The 19,244-nt window shown below is 56.4% G+C and carries 12 protein-coding genes; 8 read left to right on the top strand and 4 right to left on the bottom strand.

Annotated features, from left to right (window positions below):
• Nucleotides 1–63: 63 nt before the first annotated feature.
• Nucleotides 64–1,194: a patatin-like phospholipase family protein gene (locus tag LAO21_05395; GenBank protein MBZ5552135.1), complete on the bottom strand. Its 1,131-nt coding sequence runs from the start codon at nucleotides 1,192–1,194 to the stop codon at nucleotides 64–66.
• Nucleotides 1,195–2,022: 828 nt separating this feature from the next.
• Here LAO21_05395 and LAO21_05390 point away from each other — a divergent pair.
• The 8 genes from LAO21_05390 to LAO21_05355 all read left to right on the top strand — a co-directional run bounded on the left by LAO21_05390 (nucleotide 2,023) and on the right by LAO21_05355 (nucleotide 14,376).
• On the top strand, nucleotides 2,023–3,555 hold the full coding sequence (locus LAO21_05390) for a YifB family Mg chelatase-like AAA ATPase (GenBank protein ID MBZ5552134.1): 1,533 nt from the start codon (nucleotides 2,023–2,025) through the stop codon (nucleotides 3,553–3,555).
• Nucleotides 3,556–3,614: 59 nt separating this feature from the next.
• Nucleotides 3,615–4,433 carry a helix-turn-helix domain-containing protein gene (locus tag LAO21_05385; GenBank protein MBZ5552133.1) on the top strand — a complete coding sequence of 273 codons (819 nt, stop codon included), beginning with the start codon at nucleotides 3,615–3,617 and terminating at the stop codon, nucleotides 4,431–4,433.
• Between the two features lie 85 nt (nucleotides 4,434–4,518).
• Nucleotides 4,519–4,983: a VOC family protein gene (locus LAO21_05380; protein MBZ5552132.1), complete on the top strand. Its 465-nt coding sequence runs from the start codon at nucleotides 4,519–4,521 to the stop codon at nucleotides 4,981–4,983.
• Nucleotides 4,984–5,570: 587 nt separating this feature from the next.
• Nucleotides 5,571–9,041, top strand: coding sequence for a PDZ domain-containing protein (locus LAO21_05375; protein MBZ5552131.1), 3,471 nt, complete (start codon nucleotides 5,571–5,573; stop codon nucleotides 9,039–9,041).
• 70 nt (nucleotides 9,042–9,111) lie between these two features.
• On the top strand, nucleotides 9,112–9,624 hold the full coding sequence (locus LAO21_05370; GenBank protein MBZ5552130.1) for a LytTR family DNA-binding domain-containing protein: 513 nt from the start codon (nucleotides 9,112–9,114) through the stop codon (nucleotides 9,622–9,624).
• A gap of 509 nt (nucleotides 9,625–10,133) precedes the next feature.
• Nucleotides 10,134–10,895: a hypothetical protein gene (locus LAO21_05365; GenBank protein MBZ5552129.1), complete on the top strand. Its 762-nt coding sequence runs from the start codon at nucleotides 10,134–10,136 to the stop codon at nucleotides 10,893–10,895.
• A gap of 59 nt (nucleotides 10,896–10,954) precedes the next feature.
• Complete coding sequence (locus LAO21_05360; protein ID MBZ5552128.1) at nucleotides 10,955–13,597, top strand: M1 family metallopeptidase; 2,643 nt, start codon at nucleotides 10,955–10,957, stop codon at nucleotides 13,595–13,597.
• A gap of 308 nt (nucleotides 13,598–13,905) precedes the next feature.
• The gene (locus LAO21_05355) at nucleotides 13,906–14,376 is read left to right on the top strand and encodes a DoxX family protein (protein ID MBZ5552127.1); all 471 of its coding nucleotides are present in this window, start codon (nucleotides 13,906–13,908) and stop codon (nucleotides 14,374–14,376) included.
• Nucleotides 14,377–15,290: 914 nt separating this feature from the next.
• Here LAO21_05355 and LAO21_05350 read toward each other — a convergent pair.
• From LAO21_05350 to LAO21_05340, 3 genes are all read right to left on the bottom strand, one after another.
• Nucleotides 15,291–16,412, bottom strand: a complete 1,122-nt coding sequence (locus LAO21_05350; GenBank protein ID MBZ5552126.1) for a hypothetical protein — start codon at nucleotides 16,410–16,412, stop codon at nucleotides 15,291–15,293.
• Nucleotides 16,413–17,629: 1,217 nt separating this feature from the next.
• Nucleotides 17,630–18,505: a hypothetical protein gene (locus tag LAO21_05345; GenBank protein ID MBZ5552125.1), complete on the bottom strand. Its 876-nt coding sequence runs from the start codon at nucleotides 18,503–18,505 to the stop codon at nucleotides 17,630–17,632.
• 188 nt (nucleotides 18,506–18,693) lie between these two features.
• Complete coding sequence (locus LAO21_05340; GenBank protein MBZ5552124.1) at nucleotides 18,694–19,038, bottom strand: hypothetical protein; 345 nt, start codon at nucleotides 19,036–19,038, stop codon at nucleotides 18,694–18,696.
• Nucleotides 19,039–19,244 lie beyond the last annotated feature (206 nt).

The following is a 19,244-nucleotide window of genomic DNA, read 5'->3' as shown; positions in this document are numbered from 1 at the left end:
GAGGTCAGCTGTCGGAAGTCGGATGAAATACACAAAGGCCTGATTCGACTTAAGGACCTCCGACTACGAACCCGGCCGTCGATACTTCGCCACGTATCCCGCGAAGCCCCCCATGGCGTCCCAGCACTCAAAAAACTCCTTTGCGCCTTGTCCCCCCCGTTCATACAGGGCATCGCTGTCGGCAGGCTTCAAATCAAATTCGGTAGTCTTGACCTGTTCAGTGCGGATCTTGATAGTGCGCACCGCAGTTTCTTCATCCATATGGCGTTGATCATGCGCTTCCATCATGGTAGTGAAGAGGGCCGCGAATAACGTCAGGGGGCCCCCGATGCGGTTGGGGCGGTCATCGTTGGGGCCGACCAGCTTGAAGCCAAAGGTCGGCCATCGGGGAAGCCGATCGGGCGGCGCATCGAACAGATCGACCGGAAAATTACTCAGCACGCCGCCATCGACGATATAGCAGCGACGCTGCCTGGCACTGAAGGGGATGGGCTTGCCCTGGGCAGTCTCTGCGGCCCGCTCTTCCTCAGTGCGTGGAAACTTCTCGTCGCGGGAGGTCAATTCAACCGGCTCGAAGAAGAAAGGAATACTCATCGACATTCGGACGGCCCGGGCAATCTCCAGCTTGTCCGGGTCGCCGCCGAAGTCCTCATAATCAGCGATGTCTTGTGGGAGCACCAACATTCGCCGCCGCGTGATATCGGAAGCAACCACCCTCAGGCGATAGCGATAGGGGCTGTTCTTGGGATCCTGCTCATGGCCGGGATTAATCAGGTCCGAAAAGGTGCGCTTGTTCTTCTTCTCCAGGAGCCCACGCAACCACTCCTCAAAGAACTTCCCTTCATAGATCCCCTTTTCGAAGCCGAGGCTCATGACCGGCCCCAGCAGCGGAACCTGGTCCAGCAGGCTCTTATCCTTGAACCGTTCATAGCCCACGGCCCCATCGGGAGATGCCTCCCGCATGAGGCGGTCGAGTTCGGCTTTGATTTCGGCCGCGTTATAATCGGCCGCGACCAGCGCAGCAGTAATCGCTCCGGCTGAAGTTCCCGCTACGTTCTTCCACGAGTAACCTTTTTCCGATTCGCAGCAGGACAGGGCTCCGACCAGCCCAATGCCTTTGACCCCGCCTCCTTCAAAGACCGCATCCGCAAATTTGGGTTCAGTAGCAGGACCTGGGGGTTTTATATCCGGCATGTTCGTCCTCCTCGAGGCTCAGCCACGATCTCTGGGCGGGCCTCCTGAATTGGCACAACAATTCGACACGTGAAGGGAATTCTCGCAATGCAACCTGTTCAGATGACGCGATCGTATCTTCGGGGAAAATAGGCGGAGGGAACAGCAAATCGCCTCCTCTCCCGAACGAGTGAAGAGCTTGCCTCTTGCATGGATTCGAATGGCGGTGCGACTCGAACCAGGCACTCGTCGAACGACAGAGATTGTTGACGATGAAGACGGCGCTAAAATTACACCTTCCCTTGCGAATACGTCAAATCCTTTCAAGGAAAGCGGGCTGCAGGGCCGGAGGCCAATGGGCAAGCTCCAATGGGTTGTTGCTTAAATCAAATCACATGATCAATCTGTCCACGCGGATGGCGTACAACGCAGAATTAGGCGGCAATGTTGAAGACCCTTCCGCAGGATCGGACTCACGGAGCGCTCCCGGGTTTGGGTATCGGCGTGCCGAGAGCATGCTCCAGGGCCCGAAGGGCAGGCAGAATGTGGCCCCACCTGAGCCCGTGTTCTTTGCGGGGCGAGGGTGGGGTGAGATCATAGAAGGGGTTAGAGCCCCGCTTGCGGGGTGACAGACTGCTCTCAACTCCATCAAGCGATTCTGCGCGATCCGTCCACTCAGGCCACCTTCGCGCGTAGGAGCAGACATCCCGCCCCAGCCGAGCTTCGACAGGTGGCTCTCGCTTCTAGCGATCCACCAAGCACCAGGATACCTTTTTTTCCTTTGCTATCTTCCTCTTTTCGTCGATAATAACAGCGTTCGATTAACCCTCCCCCGACAAACTTCCTGCCATGCTATTCAAAACCTTGAGTGCGGCCGTATTCGGAATTGATGCGTACCTGGTCGAAGTTGAAGTCGATATCTCTGCCGGCAAAGGCGACTACATCACGGTGGGCCTGCCTGACCCCGCGGTTAAGGAAAGCCGGGAGCGGATCAAGTCGGCGATCAAGAATTGCGGGCTTGACTTCCCTTTCCAAAACATCACCGTCAACCTGGCGCCGGCGGATGTGCGAAAGGAAGGGTCGGCCTTTGACCTGCCGATCGCCATTGGCATTCTCGGTACAAACGGAATCCTTCAGCAGAAGAACATCGACCAGTACCTTTTTCTCGGCGAACTCTCCCTTGATGGGGGTCTGCGGCCGATCAAGGGGGCCTTGTCGATTGCAGTCCGGGCCAGGGGATCACAAGTCAAATATCTGGTCCTGCCGGAGACAAACGCCCGTGAGGCTGCGGTGGTGGATGGGATCGAAGTCTACGCCATGAAGAGCCTGCCGGACGTCCTTGACCTCGTGAATGCCACAAGGGTCTTCGAGCCAACCCGCATTGACAAGGAAGCCATGCTCACCGAGGCGTCCCAATACAGCGTCGATTTCCGAGACGTCAAGGGCCAGTATTATGCAAAGCGGGCCATGGAGGTCGCGACGGCAGGCGGACACAACATCCTGATGATTGGTCCCCCGGGATCCGGAAAGACCATGCTGGCGAAACGGATTCCGACGATTCTGCCGCCCATGACCTTTGAGGAAGCCATTGAGACCACCAAGATTCACAGCGTCAGCGGCCTGCTTCTCCCCTGTCATGGACTGGTCGGTACGCGCCCCTTCCGCTCCCCCCACCACACCATCTCGGATGCCGGTTTGATTGGCGGTGGGATCATCCCGCATCCCGGCGAGGTCTCGCTCGCCCATCATGGGGTGTTGTTCCTGGATGAATTGCCGGAATTTCAACGAAACGTCCTGGAGGTCATGCGCCAGCCCATGGAGGACGGTCAGGTGACGATTTCTCGCGCCTCTATGTCGCTGACCTTTCCCGCGCGCTTCATGCTGGCCGCTGCCATGAACCCCTGCCCCTGCGGCCATTTCAACGATCCCACGCGGGAGTGCAATTGCACGCCCCCGCAGATTCAGCGCTATATCTCGCGGGTGTCGGGTCCGCTGCTCGACCGCATCGACATTCACATCGATGTCCCCGCCGTCAAATACAAAGACCTCGCCTCGAAGGAAACCACGGAGAGCTCCGCTGCCATTCGCGAACGGGTGGCATGCACGCGGCGCATCCAGCAGGGGCGCTTTGGAAGTGAGAAGATCTATTCCAATGCCCAGATGACTCCCCGGCTGATCCGGAAGTATTGCGTCATCGACGAGGCCTGCCATCGGCTCCTTGAAAACGCCATCACCAAGATGGGTCTGAGCGCCCGCGCATTCGACCGCATTCTCAAAGTCGCTCGCACGATCGCCGACCTGGAACAGTGCGAGCACATCGGGGCCCCCCATATCAGCGAAGCCATTCAATACCGGAGTCTGGACAGGAATTACTGGGCGTAGCTTGTCCGCGTGGCTCAGGCAGGTTATGATGGCCCGTCAAAATCCAATCGGACAGTCCCATGGCCTTTCAGACTTACATTCCGCGAGCGCCGCTCGCGTACTTTGTGAAATGGATGTGGCTTTCACAGGGCGATCCTCCCTCGCACCGGCGCGAGCGCGTCCTTCCCAATGGAACGATGCAACTGCTGATCAGTCTCCAAGAGAAGACCTTGCGCGTGTATGACCGGCAGAAAATAAATCAATTCCAGAGCTTTCCCGCATCCGTGGTGGTTGGCATGCAATCGGAATATTCGATCATCGACACGGCCCCGCAAGCGTCGATGATCGGGGTGGCCTTCAAGCCCGGAGGGGCTTCCCCGTTCTTCAAATGCCCTGCCAATGAACTTCAAGAGGCGCACGTCCCTCTGGAATCACTCTGGGGAGCAGGTGCCAGTGATCTGCGTGATCGGTTGCAGGAAGCTCAAACGCCGGCGGACAAATTTCGAATTTTGGAGCAGTTCTTGATCCATCGCGTCGTTCGCCCGCTGGAACTCCATCCCGCGGTAATTTATGCACTCAGTGAATTCCAGGGGGTCGCGCGTTTAAGAACTATTTCCCAGGTGGTTGATCAAATGGGTTTCAGCGCCCGGCGCTTCATCCAGCTTTTCCATGAATCCGTCGGACTGACCCCAAAACTGTTTTGCCGGATTTTCCGTTTTCAGGAAGTCCTGCGCATCCTCAGCGACGGGCATGAAATCGATTGGGCGGAGATCGCGTTGAATTGCGGCTACTTCGATCAGGCCCATTTCATCCATGATTTCCGAAGTTTTTCCGGAATCCACCCGACCGCCTACCTCGCCCATCGAAGCGAGCATGTCAACCATGTCCCTTTTTTCTGAGCAGATCAATTGTTTACAATACAATTCGAATCGGCGGCTGACATACTGACTGCCAGAAAAGTCAACCATGGAAAGGAGAAGGTTCATGGCAAGTAAAGTCAAACCGATCCCCGAGGGCTATCACACCTTCACACCCCACTTGATCACCAAGGACGCTCCCCGAGCGCTGGAATTTTATAAGAAGGCTTTTGGAGCGACCGAGTTGATGCGCCACTTGGGTCCCCAAGGTAAGGTCATGCATGCTGAGATCAGGATTGGAAATTCGATTATCATGCTGGCCGATGAGTTTCCGGAAATGGGGGCGCTGAGTCCGGAGTCGGTGGGCGGATGTCCCGTGACTTTTTATGTTTATGTGGAAGATGTGGACGCGATGTTCACTCAAGCCATCACCGCCGGGGCCAAAGAGAAGGAACCCGTCAAAGTAGAGTTCTACGGGGACCGACGCGGGGGCGTGACGGATCCCTTTGGATACGTTTGGTACATTGCTACGCATGTGGAGGACGTTTCCGCAGAGGAGCTGGCGAGGCGTTCTGCGGCACGCGGCCAGTGAATGCTCTGAGGGAGTTTGGACGGGTGACGCCGCGGGCCATCCTCCCGCGGCGGACTGCCACCTCGTAACCGGGGCTATGTCGAACAAGCGCCACCAAGAGGATGCCGCATGCATGGGTTGCCGGGAAGCATGCGAGGGGAAGTCAACGCAAATTCTTGATCCCGTGGGATGGCGGACACCAGGGGCGCGCACCCAGTCCCGCCCACGGGATGGCAAGGGCCGCAACGGATCATAAACGCATGCAGGCTCAGTCCCCCACCCAAGCAACAGGTTTCTAATTTCCTCGAAACTATCACCCGGCTTCCTACGTCTAATAAACTTGAATCTGAGCCCAAGCTCAATTTCTGTCTTTAGAAGCTTCCTTCCACTGTAATCCGGATCCGGATGGGCTGGAACAAAAACCGGATATCGTTAGGAACCCATGAACCCGGGGAATTCTTCAAGATGAGATCCAAGCCGGTGCCGAAAACCAAACCGGCCTCAGCCCGATTGCTCTTATCTTGTTCCTGGACTCCTGGTCTCCGACTAGAATTGTTTCCAACTCTGTGCACGCATATTCCATAGATAAGTCCAAAGGAGAGACTCGCATGAAAACTGCCTTGTCCCTGACTTTTCTCGCGGCAATGATACTGCTGTTGTTTCTGTCGGGCTCGTTGCTGCCGGCGGCTCCACCCGAAACACGCCTGATGCGCTTCCCCGACATCTGGCACGACCAGGTGGTGTTTGTCTATGCAGAAGACTTATGGGTGGCTTCGACCCAGGGCGGGGCGGCTCGTCGTCTGACTTCGCATCCCGGCGACGAACTCTTCCCCAAATTCTCTCCCGACGGCAAATGGATCGCTTTTACAGGGCAGTATGGCGGAAATTCCGACGTGTACGTGGTGCCCGTTGCCGGTGGCGAACCGAAACGCCTCACCTACCACCCGAGCTTTAACATGGTCCTGGGTTGGTCCCCGGATGGCCGAATTCTGTTCCGTTCCAACCGGGCGAGTGAACTGCCGGATTACGACCGCCTCTTTCTGATATCGCCTGAAGGCGGGGTTCCGGAGATGCTGAGCGTCCCGCGCGCCTCGCTGGCGAGCTTCGCGCCCGACCGCCAGCGGATTGCCTACAACTTCACCTCACAGGAATTCCGGACCTGGAAGCGCTATCGAGGCGGCTGGAAGAGTCCCATCGCTATCTTCGACCTCAAGAAACACTCCTACGATCCCCTGCCGACCACCGAAGCCATGGATATGTTCCCCATGTGGTCCGGCAACTCCATCTATTTTATTTCCGATCGCGACGGGGTCATGAATCTCTATCGATACGAGATGTCCGCGAAGAAGACCTCCCAGTTGACCCACTACACTGAATTTGACATCAAGTGGCCCAGCCTGGGACCCGATGCGATCATTTACGAGAACGGCGGCCAGCTTTTCGCGTACGATTTGAAAAAAGGCGAGGCCCAAAAAGTTCCGATCTACGTCGGCAGTGACGAGGTGGCGGCGCGGCCGGAGTTTATGAGCGTCGGCAGCCGCCTCGACTGGTTCGACATCTCACCTTCCGGCGTGCGGGCCCTGTTTTCGGCCCGGGGAGAGGTGTTCACTGTCCCCGCCGAACACGGCAGCCCTCGCAACTTGACCAACAGTCCGGGCATCCATGAACTCCACCCGGTGTGGTCACCTGACGGCAAATGGATCGCCTATTTCTCAGATCGCACCGGTGAAAACGAGATCTACATCCAACCACAGAAGGGCGGAGACGAGGTCGCCATCACGCACGATGGTAATGCGACTCGGTATCGCTATAATCTTGCCTGGTCCCCCGATTCCAAGAAACTCGTCTACTCCGACAAGAAGCTGAGGCTCTGGTATGTCGACATCGAGAAGAAGCAACCGGTCCTTGTGGACACCGCCGAATTTCAGACCCGGTTGCCGGCCTCCTGGTCGCCCGACAGCCGGTGGCTGGCGTACGCGAAACCCCTTAATGGCTCGGGTAAGGATTTGATCTTTCTGTACTCGCTTGAGCAGCAGAAGGTCCACCAAGTCAGTGAAGGCTTCTACGATGACAGCAGTCCCGTGTTTGATCCTGAAGGAAAGTACCTCTACTTCCTCTCCGATCGCTTCTTCTTTCCGACCGGCAGCGCCATTGATTTGCGGTTCAACTATTACAGCACCAGGGGCATCTTTGCTCTGACACTGAAGGCCGACGAAGCCGCTCCGTTCGGACCTCAAAATGACGAGGAAAAGGACGTTGACGAGAAGAAGGCTGACGAGAAAAAGGCCGAGGCTGAAAAGAAGGCCGACAGCGACAAGAAGACCGATGACAAGAAACCTGATGCCGATAAGAAGCTCGAAGGCGACAAGAAGGGGGATGCAAAATCCGCCGCCAATGGGGAAAAGAAGTCTGAAGAGAAGAAGGCCGACGAGAAGAAACCCGAGGTCAAACCGATTCAGATCGATCTGGCAGGCCTGGGCCGCCGCGTTTCTCAGGTGCCCGTGCCCCCGGGGATTTATGCACGACTGCTGGCGCGCAAGGACAAGCTCTTTTTCATCAGCGCCCCCATGGAGGCCGCAGAGTTGGGCCGGCCCGGTCCCCCTCAACCCCAGGGAGCGCTCCACCTTTACGACGTCAAAAAGCGCGAAGACAAGGTCCTGCTTCAGGGAATTGGCGGCTTTGAGCTCGACACCGAAGGCAAGAAGCTCATCTATGGCGCCGGCGAAACCATCGGGATCATCGAGGCCGCACCGGGAAAGAAGGTGGGCGACGGCAAGGTGAACACCGCCGCCATGCAGGTGTATTCCGATCCCAGGGCAGAGTGGAAAGAGATTCTGCACGAGGCATGGCGCATGGAGCGAGATTTCTATTGGGACCCGAACATGGGTGGCCTCGACTGGGAGGCGGTGGGCAAACGGTACGAGTCATTGCTGCCTTGGGTGGCCCACCGCAGTGATCTGAACTACATCATCGGGGAGATGATCGCCGAGCTCGATACCTCGCACACCTACGTCGGTGGCGGAGATCTTCCCGCCCGTAAGCGCGTCGGCGTGGGCATGCTCGGGGCCGACCTCGAGGCCGACGGCGGTTTCTTCAAAATCAAGAAAATCTACCCCGGTGAGAACTGGAACGACGAAACCCGCTCCCCGCTCACCGAACCCGGTTTGAAGATTAAGGAAGGCAATTACCTGGTCGCCGTTGAAGGACAGTTGGCCCGCGCCGATCGCGAACCCTATGCCTACTTCCAGAACATGGCAAACCGGGTGGTCACGCTGAAGATCAACGATAAACCCAGCACAGAAGGTGCCTGGGACGTCGCCGTTAAAACCATCGGCAGTGAAGGAAACCTGCGTTACTTCAATTGGGTCGAGAACAACCGGCGCAAGGTGGAGGAGGCGACCGGCGGCCGAATTGGCTACATGCACGTTCCCGACACTGCCGTCTCTGGCGTCATGATGTTCGACAAGTACTTCACCGGACAGTTGGGCAAGGACGGCATGATCGTGGATGAACGGTTCAATCATGGCGGTTGGTCGCCTGATTTCTACACGGAGAAACTGGGCCGCCGCTTGCTTCTGGCGCTGTCGCCCCGTGAAGGCAAGGAGTTTGTGCCGCAGTCGGCTTTCTTCGGTCCGAAGGTGATGATTGTGAACGAGCAGGCGGGCTCCGGGGGCGACCTGTTCCCCTTCTACTTCAAAAAGGAAAAGATCGGTCCGCTCGTCGGGACACGGACCTGGGGTGGGGTCGTTGGAATCGGCGGTTTCCCGCCGACGCTCGATGGCGGGTTTGTGAGTGCACCGGGTTGGGCATGGTGGGAGCCGAATGCGAAGGGCGGCGGAGAATGGGTCGTTGAGAACCATGGGGTCGATCCCGACTACGTTGTCGAGCAACGTCCCGACCTCCTCCTGCAGGGCCGTGACCCGCAACTCGAGAAGGCCATCGAGCTGGCCAAGGAAGGATTGAAGACCATGCCTGCGCCGCTGCACCGCCCTCCCTTCCCCATCAAAGCCCTGCGTCCTACCGCGGCCCAAAAGGGCTCGCCCCAGCAGGACAAGGGTCAGGCGCAGCAGGAACGATAACCTTGGAATGCGCAAGCTTGCTTGCGCTTTCTTTCGACGCAGCTGGGTGCCGCAGGCATGCGCTCCTTGCATGCCTGCGATCAATATGTTGGATCAAACCATCGTCTTCACAACCGCCTACCCGGATTATGCGGTGAGGGCCTTTGAGATCAGCGCCCTTGACTATCTATTAAAGCCCATCGCCCCGGAACGCCTGGCATCGGCACTCGACAAAGTGCGGAAAGTCGTCGCCCGGCAGCAAGCATCGCCTCGCGAAACCAAGCGCGTGTTTCTCCGCGACGGGGAGCGTTGCTGGATTTTGGCGGTGGATCAAATACGGCTTCTTGAGTCGGAGGGCAATTACACGCGGGTCTATTTTGAAGGCAATCGCCCGCTGATTTACAGGTCTCTGAACGCCCTTCATGCCCGCCTCGACCCCGCCCTCTTCTTTCGGGCCAGCCGCTCACACATTGTCAATTTGAGAAAGATTGTGTCTGTTCAGCCGCAACAGGAGGGCGGACTCGACGCCATCCTCGCTGAAGGTCCGCGAGTAGGCATCTCCCGGCGCCAATCCCGAAAACTGCGCGAACTCCTGAGTCTTTAGATATCCGAAGTCTTTTCCGGTCGCGTGGACAAATCTGAATTCCGAAATTATGGACTCGAAATGATTCCCCATGAAAATCCCAAAGAGTCCGATTGACTCTATTTATCTTCTTTTCAGTCCCGGTCAGGATTGTGCTTCCAATCGTCACAGTAGTGCCTCCGCCCGTGACTGCATTGACAGCGACCATTCATCCCTCAGTTTGACCTTTCATCCTAATTTTTTCTGCTTCCATCTGAGATTGCGATAGCTTGCTGCACTTATACACCAGGAAAACCTTTATAGAGGGTCGGTTTGCGCCTGATTGCACACAGGGCTTTATCACACGGCTAGGCCTTAGGTCTGGTAGCCGGGATCCCGTTCCTTGGGATCCCGGGCTCGTGCCTGCGGTCGGCGCCGTCCGGGATCTCCGCCGCGGCGGAAGCGGATCCCGGCTACCGATCAGGTCAACTCCTGCAGCGCTGTTCTTAGTCGTTAGGATTTCTCATCCCTGTTAGTGAGGCGGAGGATTCATGAGAATACGGGCCGATATTGCTTTGGCGATCGGGTGTTTGCTGACGTCAGCGATTGTTGCTGCGCAGGAAGTCCGCAGTGGCGAGGCGCTTTTGGCCGCGATGCACGCCCGCTACAAAGAAGCCTGGTACGACACTGTGACTTTCACGCAGAAGAGCACGACCTACAATCCCGATGGCACCACCAAAGTTGAGACCTGGTTCGAGACAGCGATGCTGCCAGGAAAACTACGCATCGATTTTGGATCCCCGGAGAACCGAAACGGGGCCCTCCTGGTCGACGGGACACTGACCTTGTTTCAAAACGGAAAGGTGTCTGCAACGCGTCCGCTGGTTAATCTGCTGCTGGTGCTGGGATTCGATGTCTATCGCCAGGGCCCGGAGATCACCACCCACCTGTTGAAGGAACAAGGAATTGATCTCACAAAATGGCACGAGGACACATGGGAAGGCCAGCCGGTCTACGTAGTGGGAGCCGAGAAAGGTGATCTGAGGTCGAAGCAGTTCTGGGTCGAAAAAAACCGGCTGTTGTTTGTGCGGCTGATTGAGCCGGCCACGGCCGATCCGAAAAAGCTTGAGGACATCCGGTTTGCCGACTACCGCCAACTTCGGATCGGATGGATTGCCGCGCGAGTCGAAGTCCACGTCGACGACAAGATGGTTTTCACGGAGGAGTATTCGGACATAAAGATCAACATGAAGCTCGACCCCAATCTGTTCGATTCTAAACAATTTACCTCCCAAGGTAAGGAAGAACAATGACAAAGGGAACGGATTTCATCATTTCCGCCGGGGACGCGCAGTCCGAAGGAGACGACCACATGAAGCGAATTTTTGGGTATGTATTTCTTTTCCTGCTGCCCGCCCTAGCCAGTGCGCAGCGCTTGCCGGAAACGGCGGTTCCCGACAACTACAGGTTGGTCCTCACGCCAGACCTGGCCAAGGCCAGCTTTGCCGGGGATGAGACCATTAGGATCCGGGTTCTGAAGCCGACGTCGCAGATCATTCTCAATGCGGTCGACATCGATTTCCAGGAGGTCTCGATTTCGAGCGGCGGCGCCACTCAGAAGGCCGGGGTTACTCCTGAGAAAACGAAGCAGCAGGTGACCCTGGTCGTCGACACCGCCCTCCAGCCGGGACCCGCAACCCTCCATATCAAGTACACGGGGATCTTGAACAGCGAGATGCGCGGATTCTATATCGGTCACGATGACCAGGGCCGGAAATATGCGTCAACGCAATTTGAAGCGACCGACGCGCGGCGAGCCTACCCATCCTTCGATGAGCCGGCTTACAAAGCGACGTTCGACATCACCGTGGTTTTGGACAAGGACCTCACCGCCCTCTCCAACAACTCAGTTGTCTCCGATACCCCGGGCCCGGATCCCGACAAACATACGGTCGAGTTTGCAACGACAGCCAAAATCTCATCGTACCTGGCCGCCTGGGCGGTTGGCCATTTCGAGTACGTCGAGGGCGCGGCGGACGGCATCCCGATCCGCGTTTACAGCACCCCGGGAAAAAAGGAATTGGGCAGGTTTGCGCTGGAAACGGCAGAGTTTGCACTCCATTACTACAACCATTATTTCGGAATCAAGTATCCCTATGGAAAGCTGGATTTGATCGGACTTCCGGACTTTTCCTCGGGGGCGATGGAAAATATTGGGCTGATTACTTCCCGCGCGTCGTTATTGCAGCTTGATGATCGAACGGCTCCGCTGTTCCTGAAAAAGACAGTAGCTGTGGTCATCACCCATGAGATCGCCCACCAATGGCTCGGCGATCTGGTCACCATGCAGTGGTGGGACGACGTCTGGCTGAACGAAGGCCTGGCCACGTGGATGGAAGGCAAACCCGTCGATGCCTGGAAGCCCGAATGGAATGTGGGACTCGACGAGATGAGCCGGGGCGACATTCTCACCACGCTGGGCGCCCTGGATGTGGACTCGCTGGCGAGTACTCGGGCAATCCACCAGCCCGCAGAGACACCCGACCAGATTCTGGAGCTGTTTGACGGCGTGGCGTATGGGAAGACGGCGGCCGTGCTGCGCATGTTGGAGGCCTATTGGGGACCGGAAGGCTTTCGCACTGGGCTGAACGCCTACTTGAAGCAATACGCCTATCGCAATACTACAGCGGCTGACTTCTGGACCATGTTGCAGAAAGTTTCTGGTAAGCCCGTGGACAAGATCATGCAATCGTTCGTCAAACAGCCCGGCGTTCCCATGATCAGCATTAGAGCGGAGGCATCAGGCAATTCCACAAAGGTGACACTACAGCAGCAGCGTTACTTCTATGATCGGGCCAAGTTCAACGCAGGCAACGACCAGTTATGGCAGGTTCCAGTTTGTCTGAAGATGGCTCCCTCGGCGGCAAGAGGGAAAAGCAGTCAGCATTGCGAGCTTTTGACCAGGAAGGAAGACACCTTTACGATTCGGGGAAAGCCATCCTGGGTGCTGGCGAATGCGGGTGCCACCGGGTACTACCGCAGCGGGTATGAGACCGCCGCCGTGCGCGCCCTGGCCCACGATACCGAAGCGGTATTGACGCCGGTGGAACGCATCCTCGCGCTTACGGATACCTGGGCCGCAGTGCGAGTAGGACGGCAGCCAGTCGGAGATCTTCTGACACTGGCTGAAGGCCTGCAGACCGATCGAACCGGCGCTGTTCTCACTCTCCTGTTCGGCTATTTGAACTACATTGGGGACAATCTGATCAACAACACCGGCCAGCCGGCGTACCAGGCATGGCTCCGGCGTCTTCTCACTCCCGTGGCCAACGATCTGGGCTGGCAGGTGCAGCCGGGTGATAGCGAGGACCGCAAGGACTTGCGGGCAAAGGTCCTGGCGATGTTGGGCGGTCTGGGGCGAGATCCGAAGGTGCTCGCCGAGGCGCGCCGGTTGACGGAACAAGCGTTGCAGGATCCCGCCTCAGTGGACAGCAGTCTGGCGGCTGCAGCCTTCGGCCTAACTGCGCGCAACGGGGATGCCGCGCTTTACGACAAGCTGCGCGCTGCGATAAAGACCGCCAAAACGCCCGGTCAGTATTACCTCTACTTCTTTACGCTGGGCAATTTCAACGACCCTCAGCTCATCGAGCGCACCTTACAGTTCGCCATCTCTTCCGAGGTCCGCTCCCAGGACAGCTTGAACCTCATTGGCGCCGTCATGGGCAAGCCGGCGCGGCAAAGGATAGCGTGGAATTTTGTCAGGACACACTGGGACGAGGTCGAAAAAGCCGGGGGCCCGTTTGCGAGTGCTCAGGTGGAGGGCAGCACGGGCGCATTCTGCGATGCCAAGCTGCGGGATGAGGTTGTCGAATTCTTCTCAGCCCATAAAGTCGCGGCCGGCGAGCGTACATTGAGACAGTCGCTGGAGCAGATCAACAATTGTATCGATCTGAAATCGCTGCAGTCCGAGCAGTTGGCCTCCTGGTTGGGGGCCCGCAGTGACAGCGGAAGGTAATCTTCACTAGGGACAGACACCTTTACGTTGTCAAACTCCGCACAATTCTGCAAGCCCGGTGTCTGTCCCTTCTCTTCGACGCGCCGGGAGAAATGGACAGGCACGTTATGTTGTTGACCTGCGCAAAGCTTTGGTGACCCCGCCGAGCGTTTTTCTCGGCGGGGGCTCTTGGATTCAGGCAGGCAAACGCCAGGGAAAGGGCTTTTTTGCGTCCTTCGCGCCTCCATTGCAGTCTTTGCGCTTAATCCGATCTCCCATGACTACACAATCTCCGGATGCCAGCAGTGATTTCGCCGGCGAATCTACCTATGTCAACCACTAACACGCCTAAGTCCGGAACCCTTGGCATTGATGCCGGCCTGCTGTTCCTGCGCCTTGCAGCCGGGCTCTCGCTGCTGCTCCTCTTCGGACTGACGAAGCTCCGGGACACATCGGCCTACCTTCATACGGGCCAATGGCAGTTTGTTGATTTCAACCGAAAGGTGGGATTACCCGCTCCTGTCCTGGTGGCCTATTTACAGACGCTCAACGAATCTATCGGGGCTTTTTTACTGGCGGCTGGAGTGGTGACTCGATATGTGGCGGCGGCGCTGGCCTTCGGATTCGGCGTGGCCGCGGCCTGCAGCTTGAGGATGGGCGAGCAAGCATGGCTGATTGCAGCTTTCTACTGCGTGATGTTCGCGACCCTGCTCCTGACCGGTCCCGGCAAATTCTCTATAGACCATCTGCTTCAATCAAGGACCGCAGCAAGAATGGAAGAGAGGGTGCCATCGAAATGACCTTTCCTGGGGAGTCGGAGGCGACCTGGAACACTGGTGACCGAAAAATCGACGTGGGCCTGCTTGCCCTCCGCATAGGTATTGGGCTTTCATTCGTCCTACCTTTTGTCCTGAAACAAGCTGAGGGAACAAAGATCTTCATCTTCTACCCCGGGCGTCTTTGGCCGTGTCGTCGCTTTGTCGGTCCCTGCGTTTTCGGTGGAGTCTGGATTCTGGACTGAGTTGGCCTCGGCGCTTTCAGTGTTGGGGTGGCTCTGGGTCGCGTACAGTGGTCTCCAGGCTGGCGAGCCCTGGTACGGAATGCCGGTCAGGGCCACTCTGGCAATCATAGGCCTCGGCAAATTCTTGCTCGACGAGTAGTTTGGGCTAAGACTGGAAGGAAAAAAGCATTGAGGATGTCGGTGTTGACGGGTTGGCGCCCCCATCACGTTTCTGGTGATGTGTGCGGCTGTGCGAACCGGAGAGGACTGGGTGAATTTTTGGAGTCGGCTCTTTCCAGGCTGTTGTCCGGATAATTCCATGAGCGCCCGGCTTGCCGCAGGACTTTTTATGATAACCTCCTGGGGTCACACATTTCCAATTTCCAATCGTGGATTAAGCTTGAGGAAGGATGGGTGCCAGCCCCTCACTTTTCTAGATCCATCCCTTCATCGTCGGGTCGCAACAAACACGGTGATATAGTCAAGCGGTCTTGGGCTTCATTGAAGCAAGGACATTCTCCCCTACCGGAGATCGCAAGAGCCAATAACGAGGGCTGTCTGGTCCCGGTTTCGTGAGTTGCTCATGTCACCACAGAATGGAAATTCGAAAGGGCTGATCCCCCTTATTTTTCGGACGCTTTCCCTGCCCGGCGCGGCGACTAACCAATCTCATAGCGACAGTTTCTTCCTGGCTGACCACTTGTGAAATTTTCTTCACTGTTTCTGCACGGAGCTCGTGGGCTGACTGCTCTTTTGCACCAGACCGCTCAAGTCTTTACCCTGAAAGGTAATTCCCAAAGCAAAACGACCGGTCCAACGATTCACACCTGTTGGTGTGCCAGCATTGGATGGAATTGGGTCGCCGGGCTTCTGAAATCCTTGAGGAAAATCAGAAAACTCACCAAAGTGCACGCCGGCGGTCACGAACAGCCGCTGCCAGAGGTGTACGGACCCGCCCACAAACACACCAAACCTTGTGGTGTCAGCTTGTCCGTTCGCGACGTCAATGACCGGACCCGCGGAAAGAGCCAAACCGAAGTTCGGCCGGTTGAGTGGCCACGAGAAGGGATCGTGGTAGTTAAACAGCGCCACAAGTGCCGGACGCATGCCACTACCCAGCCCGTTAACTGACAGCACGTTTTGCGAGCCAGGGAGCGTGTTGGGCGGCGAGCCAGCAGGTGGCGCAACCGGCTGGGCCACTGAGGAGTAACTTCTTGCCTGCAGCTTTGTGACCAGAAAGCCGCCTGACAAGGTGAGAATGTTGAATCCACGTTCCAAGTGAAACACTTTGGATTTGGCCTCGGTAGCGGCGTTATTGTAGAGCTCCGCGACGGTTGTGTCGTATCCACTTGTCCGGTCGAGCCGGTGCGACAAATCCTGCCAGGGCGCATCGGCCTTCTTTTGAATCTCATCTACACGGTCTCGCATAGGTGGAAATTCATCCAAAACGAGCTCTACTGCTAGTGACAGGTCGGATTCTTTGGAACAGGCTTCTTTACTCAACTCATGTTGAATAGCGGTCACATCCTCTTCGAACCCATCGTACTTGGGTCGGATATCCGCCCAAGCTTTTTCCGATGTGTCGAGGGGAATGCTCTTATAGTTGCCGCCAGAAAGTCTGTCCGGAACCATCTGCTGTATCTTAGTGCGGATGTCTGTTAGTTTCCTATTCGTTTCTCTCAAGAGCTTTTTCAGCTGACACTTCTCAGGAGCATACGCCTCACGAGGGACGCCGCTTGGGAGGAGCTTCGTAGTATCCGTGATTAGTTTGGCCCACTGAGAGAGATCGTCGCCGCTCCCTTTGATCTCATTTACCTCGAATTGATACGTGTACAAGATCGTGTTTGCGTTGGTTAGGCGGAGGAGCGAGTCGCCTGATTCATATATGGTACCCGGCGAGGCAATACCATTGTTCCAGTCAAGCTGATACACCAAAAGGGCGCTCTTCGGCTGCTGAGGATGCGGCGGTTGTGCACGAACAAGAGGGATCTTTGCCCTAGTGAGACGCTCGTCGTCAGATCCCGTAGAGGAAGGCCGTAAAGGCACAGGGGCTCTCGGCTGAACTGAAGCCTCTAAACTGACGACTGGAGCTCCCGCCGCGGGCACGGCTCCTGAAATGGTCGGGACCGCGGGTGAGGGCGGCTGTGGAGATGGGGGTGCAGCCTGAGGTTGCGGTGGAGGCTGGGGCGTCGTTGTAATAGCTTTCGGAGAGGACGGTGTTTGCGAAATAGCCGACGACAATCCGATGTGCTGAGATGCTTTCATTGTCGCCCTGTACATGGCGTCGAGCACAAGTGGCGTCGCACCAGCTTTCGCGAGCATCTGAATGCTCTCCGGGGTTAGAGTGAATATCGTGTTCTCACCGCTGCGGTCAATAAGAGCCACGATTTCAGCAGGCTTCATTTTCCAGCGAAACATCTGGAGGACAGAATCGTTCGTAAGGACGTTCGTCTCATCTTCACCTCGAAGCGGGAGCCCGAGGACGAGCAAAAGAATGGCAAGCAGAGCTACACTGAGCGCATTCTTATACATGTGAAGACACCTCTTTTGACTACAAATGGGGGCATGGTGCGACTTTCGAGAATTCCAATCAGTAGGCGAATCACGCACACTCGCCATTTGTGTTTTTCTTCCCTCTAATTTTCGGCTCAGGCTTCCACGCTCCACGATTTGGAACTCGCCTGGACCAATAGGGCGGCCAAGTCCAAATTCATTTTCAAGCGGTTCAATAAGTCCCTGGGCTCAGACATTTCCAAATTCAGATTTGTGATTGGGCTCGAGGCAGGACGGCCACCAGCTCCTCACTTCTGCAAATCCTGCCTTCCAATCTTCGGATGGTGCACGATAAGGTGATATAGCCCTGTCTTCCGGAACTACACGGAAATATGGACACTTTCCCCTCCCGGAACTCCAAAAACCAAAAACGAAGGGTGTCTGCTCCTGCTTGTCTGAGTTGTCTCATGTCACTGAAATGAGAATTGAAAAAGTCAGCCCCCCCTTTTTTCTACCTTTCTCGTGCCTTTACTGTCCGAAAGTGGCGAGCCGAGCGCATCCTAGACGAACAAACGGTAGCCTGGATCAATGTTTTGGTAACCAAGCAGGATCTCGTGAATGTCGTACGGATGGGTAGGACGATTTGCAAGGAAATTGCCCAGCACTTGAAACACATGTTCCAGGCCACGAGCATTGTCGATATCAACGTCGGCCACCCAGTCAGTTCCGTTTGAGAAGAAGCTCAGTTGCAGGTTGCCGTAGCGATCCAGACTCTTGAAGCTACCGGCACCGGTGAATCCGTCCGGAGGCCTGTGGAGAGCTTCAGAGGCCACTTCGAATAAACCGGCGGCAACACTGTTCTTGGTGTTTTCGCGCAGCTGCTTGGTCACCACCGCATAGAAGCGGTCGCCCCGCAATTCGTTCAGGCGCTGAATATAGGAGAGAACCAATGTGCCGTCCGCAAGCAGGGTTTTGCCCGTCTTGGCGAAAATGTTAAGCAAGCCTGCTTTACGGATCTCATCGAATGCGTCGTAGAGATCCTCGCCGCTCTTTCCTTCAAACCCTAAAACCTTTCCACTGGCTTCGAGCACAGCTCGGGCGCCGTTTTCCAACTCTGCGTAAGGACACCAGTCGATGCGCTGGACTTTCCTTGGATTTACCGGAAGCGTCATGGCAACGCTGCTGCCCGGTGCAGCTGCAACGTTCACGAATTGAATGACTGGCAGGTACCCCAGGGTGTTGACTTCCAGACTATAGAGACCCTGAGGCACTGCATACAGTTTCTTAATCTCTAGACGTTTCGATCCATCCAGTCCTCTAAGAACAGGGTTATCAGTGAGCACTTGGTGGCGGAGCAAAATGTCGACATTCTCCTGTAAGGGTTCCTGATAAACGTCATGCAAATCCAGCTGCAGAATACCTTCTTTTTCTGTCATGTCAGTCACTCCCGCCCGACGAGAAATCAAATTCGGATATTCCCCCGAGCATGCCAGGACGTGCTGCCGACTTATGAGGGTGTTCGCGCGCCGTCATTTTTCCTCCAACCTGACTTATGCTTTGTGCCATGCGATAATTGGGTCAGATCATCCTCCAACCCATCTGACCCTATGACCTTTGTTCCGGGTTATGAGATCGTCAGCGTGTTCACGACGCGCGAAAACTGTTTGCCGATGCGTGAAGCAAAGCTCGCCGACGCCGCGCTGACGCTGCCGATTTCGCCGCCACTGTTGAAGTCGTGGGCGCCGTGCAAAGTCATGTTCTCCGGCGGCTTTCCCTTGAGGAAAAATAAGGTGATCCACAACATCGCGGTGTTCTGCTCCTGCGTGCCACAGCTCACTCGCTTCACGCTCGAGTAGTTGGCCACGTGTTCCTTTTTCTCAAACACCTTTCCCCCTTCAATCTGCCAGCGGCCGGCGTTGTCCTCGACATTGTTCAAGCAATCACGAACGAGCGTATACGTTAGTGGCATGGTTCAACTCCTTTGGGTGAGGTTTCTGAAAGTGTTCCTGGGGGAAAGATCTATTCTTCGACAGGACCGTGACTGGTTCGAAAATTATCTGTTCCGGCTTGTCCGTTTCACTTGTTGTTCAAGGCGCCCCGGCCTCCAGATGTGGAACAATAGAATCGAAAGAGCAACCGACTAAGTGTGTGAGCGCCTCATTGTGGTCAGGAAAC

This window comes from Terriglobia bacterium, assembly GCA_020073085.1.
GTDB lineage: Bacteria > Acidobacteriota > Terriglobia > JAIQFV01 > JAIQFV01 > JAIQFV01.
Note: the sequence above shows the minus strand (reverse complement) of the source record. Positions and strands in the feature narration are given on the sequence as shown.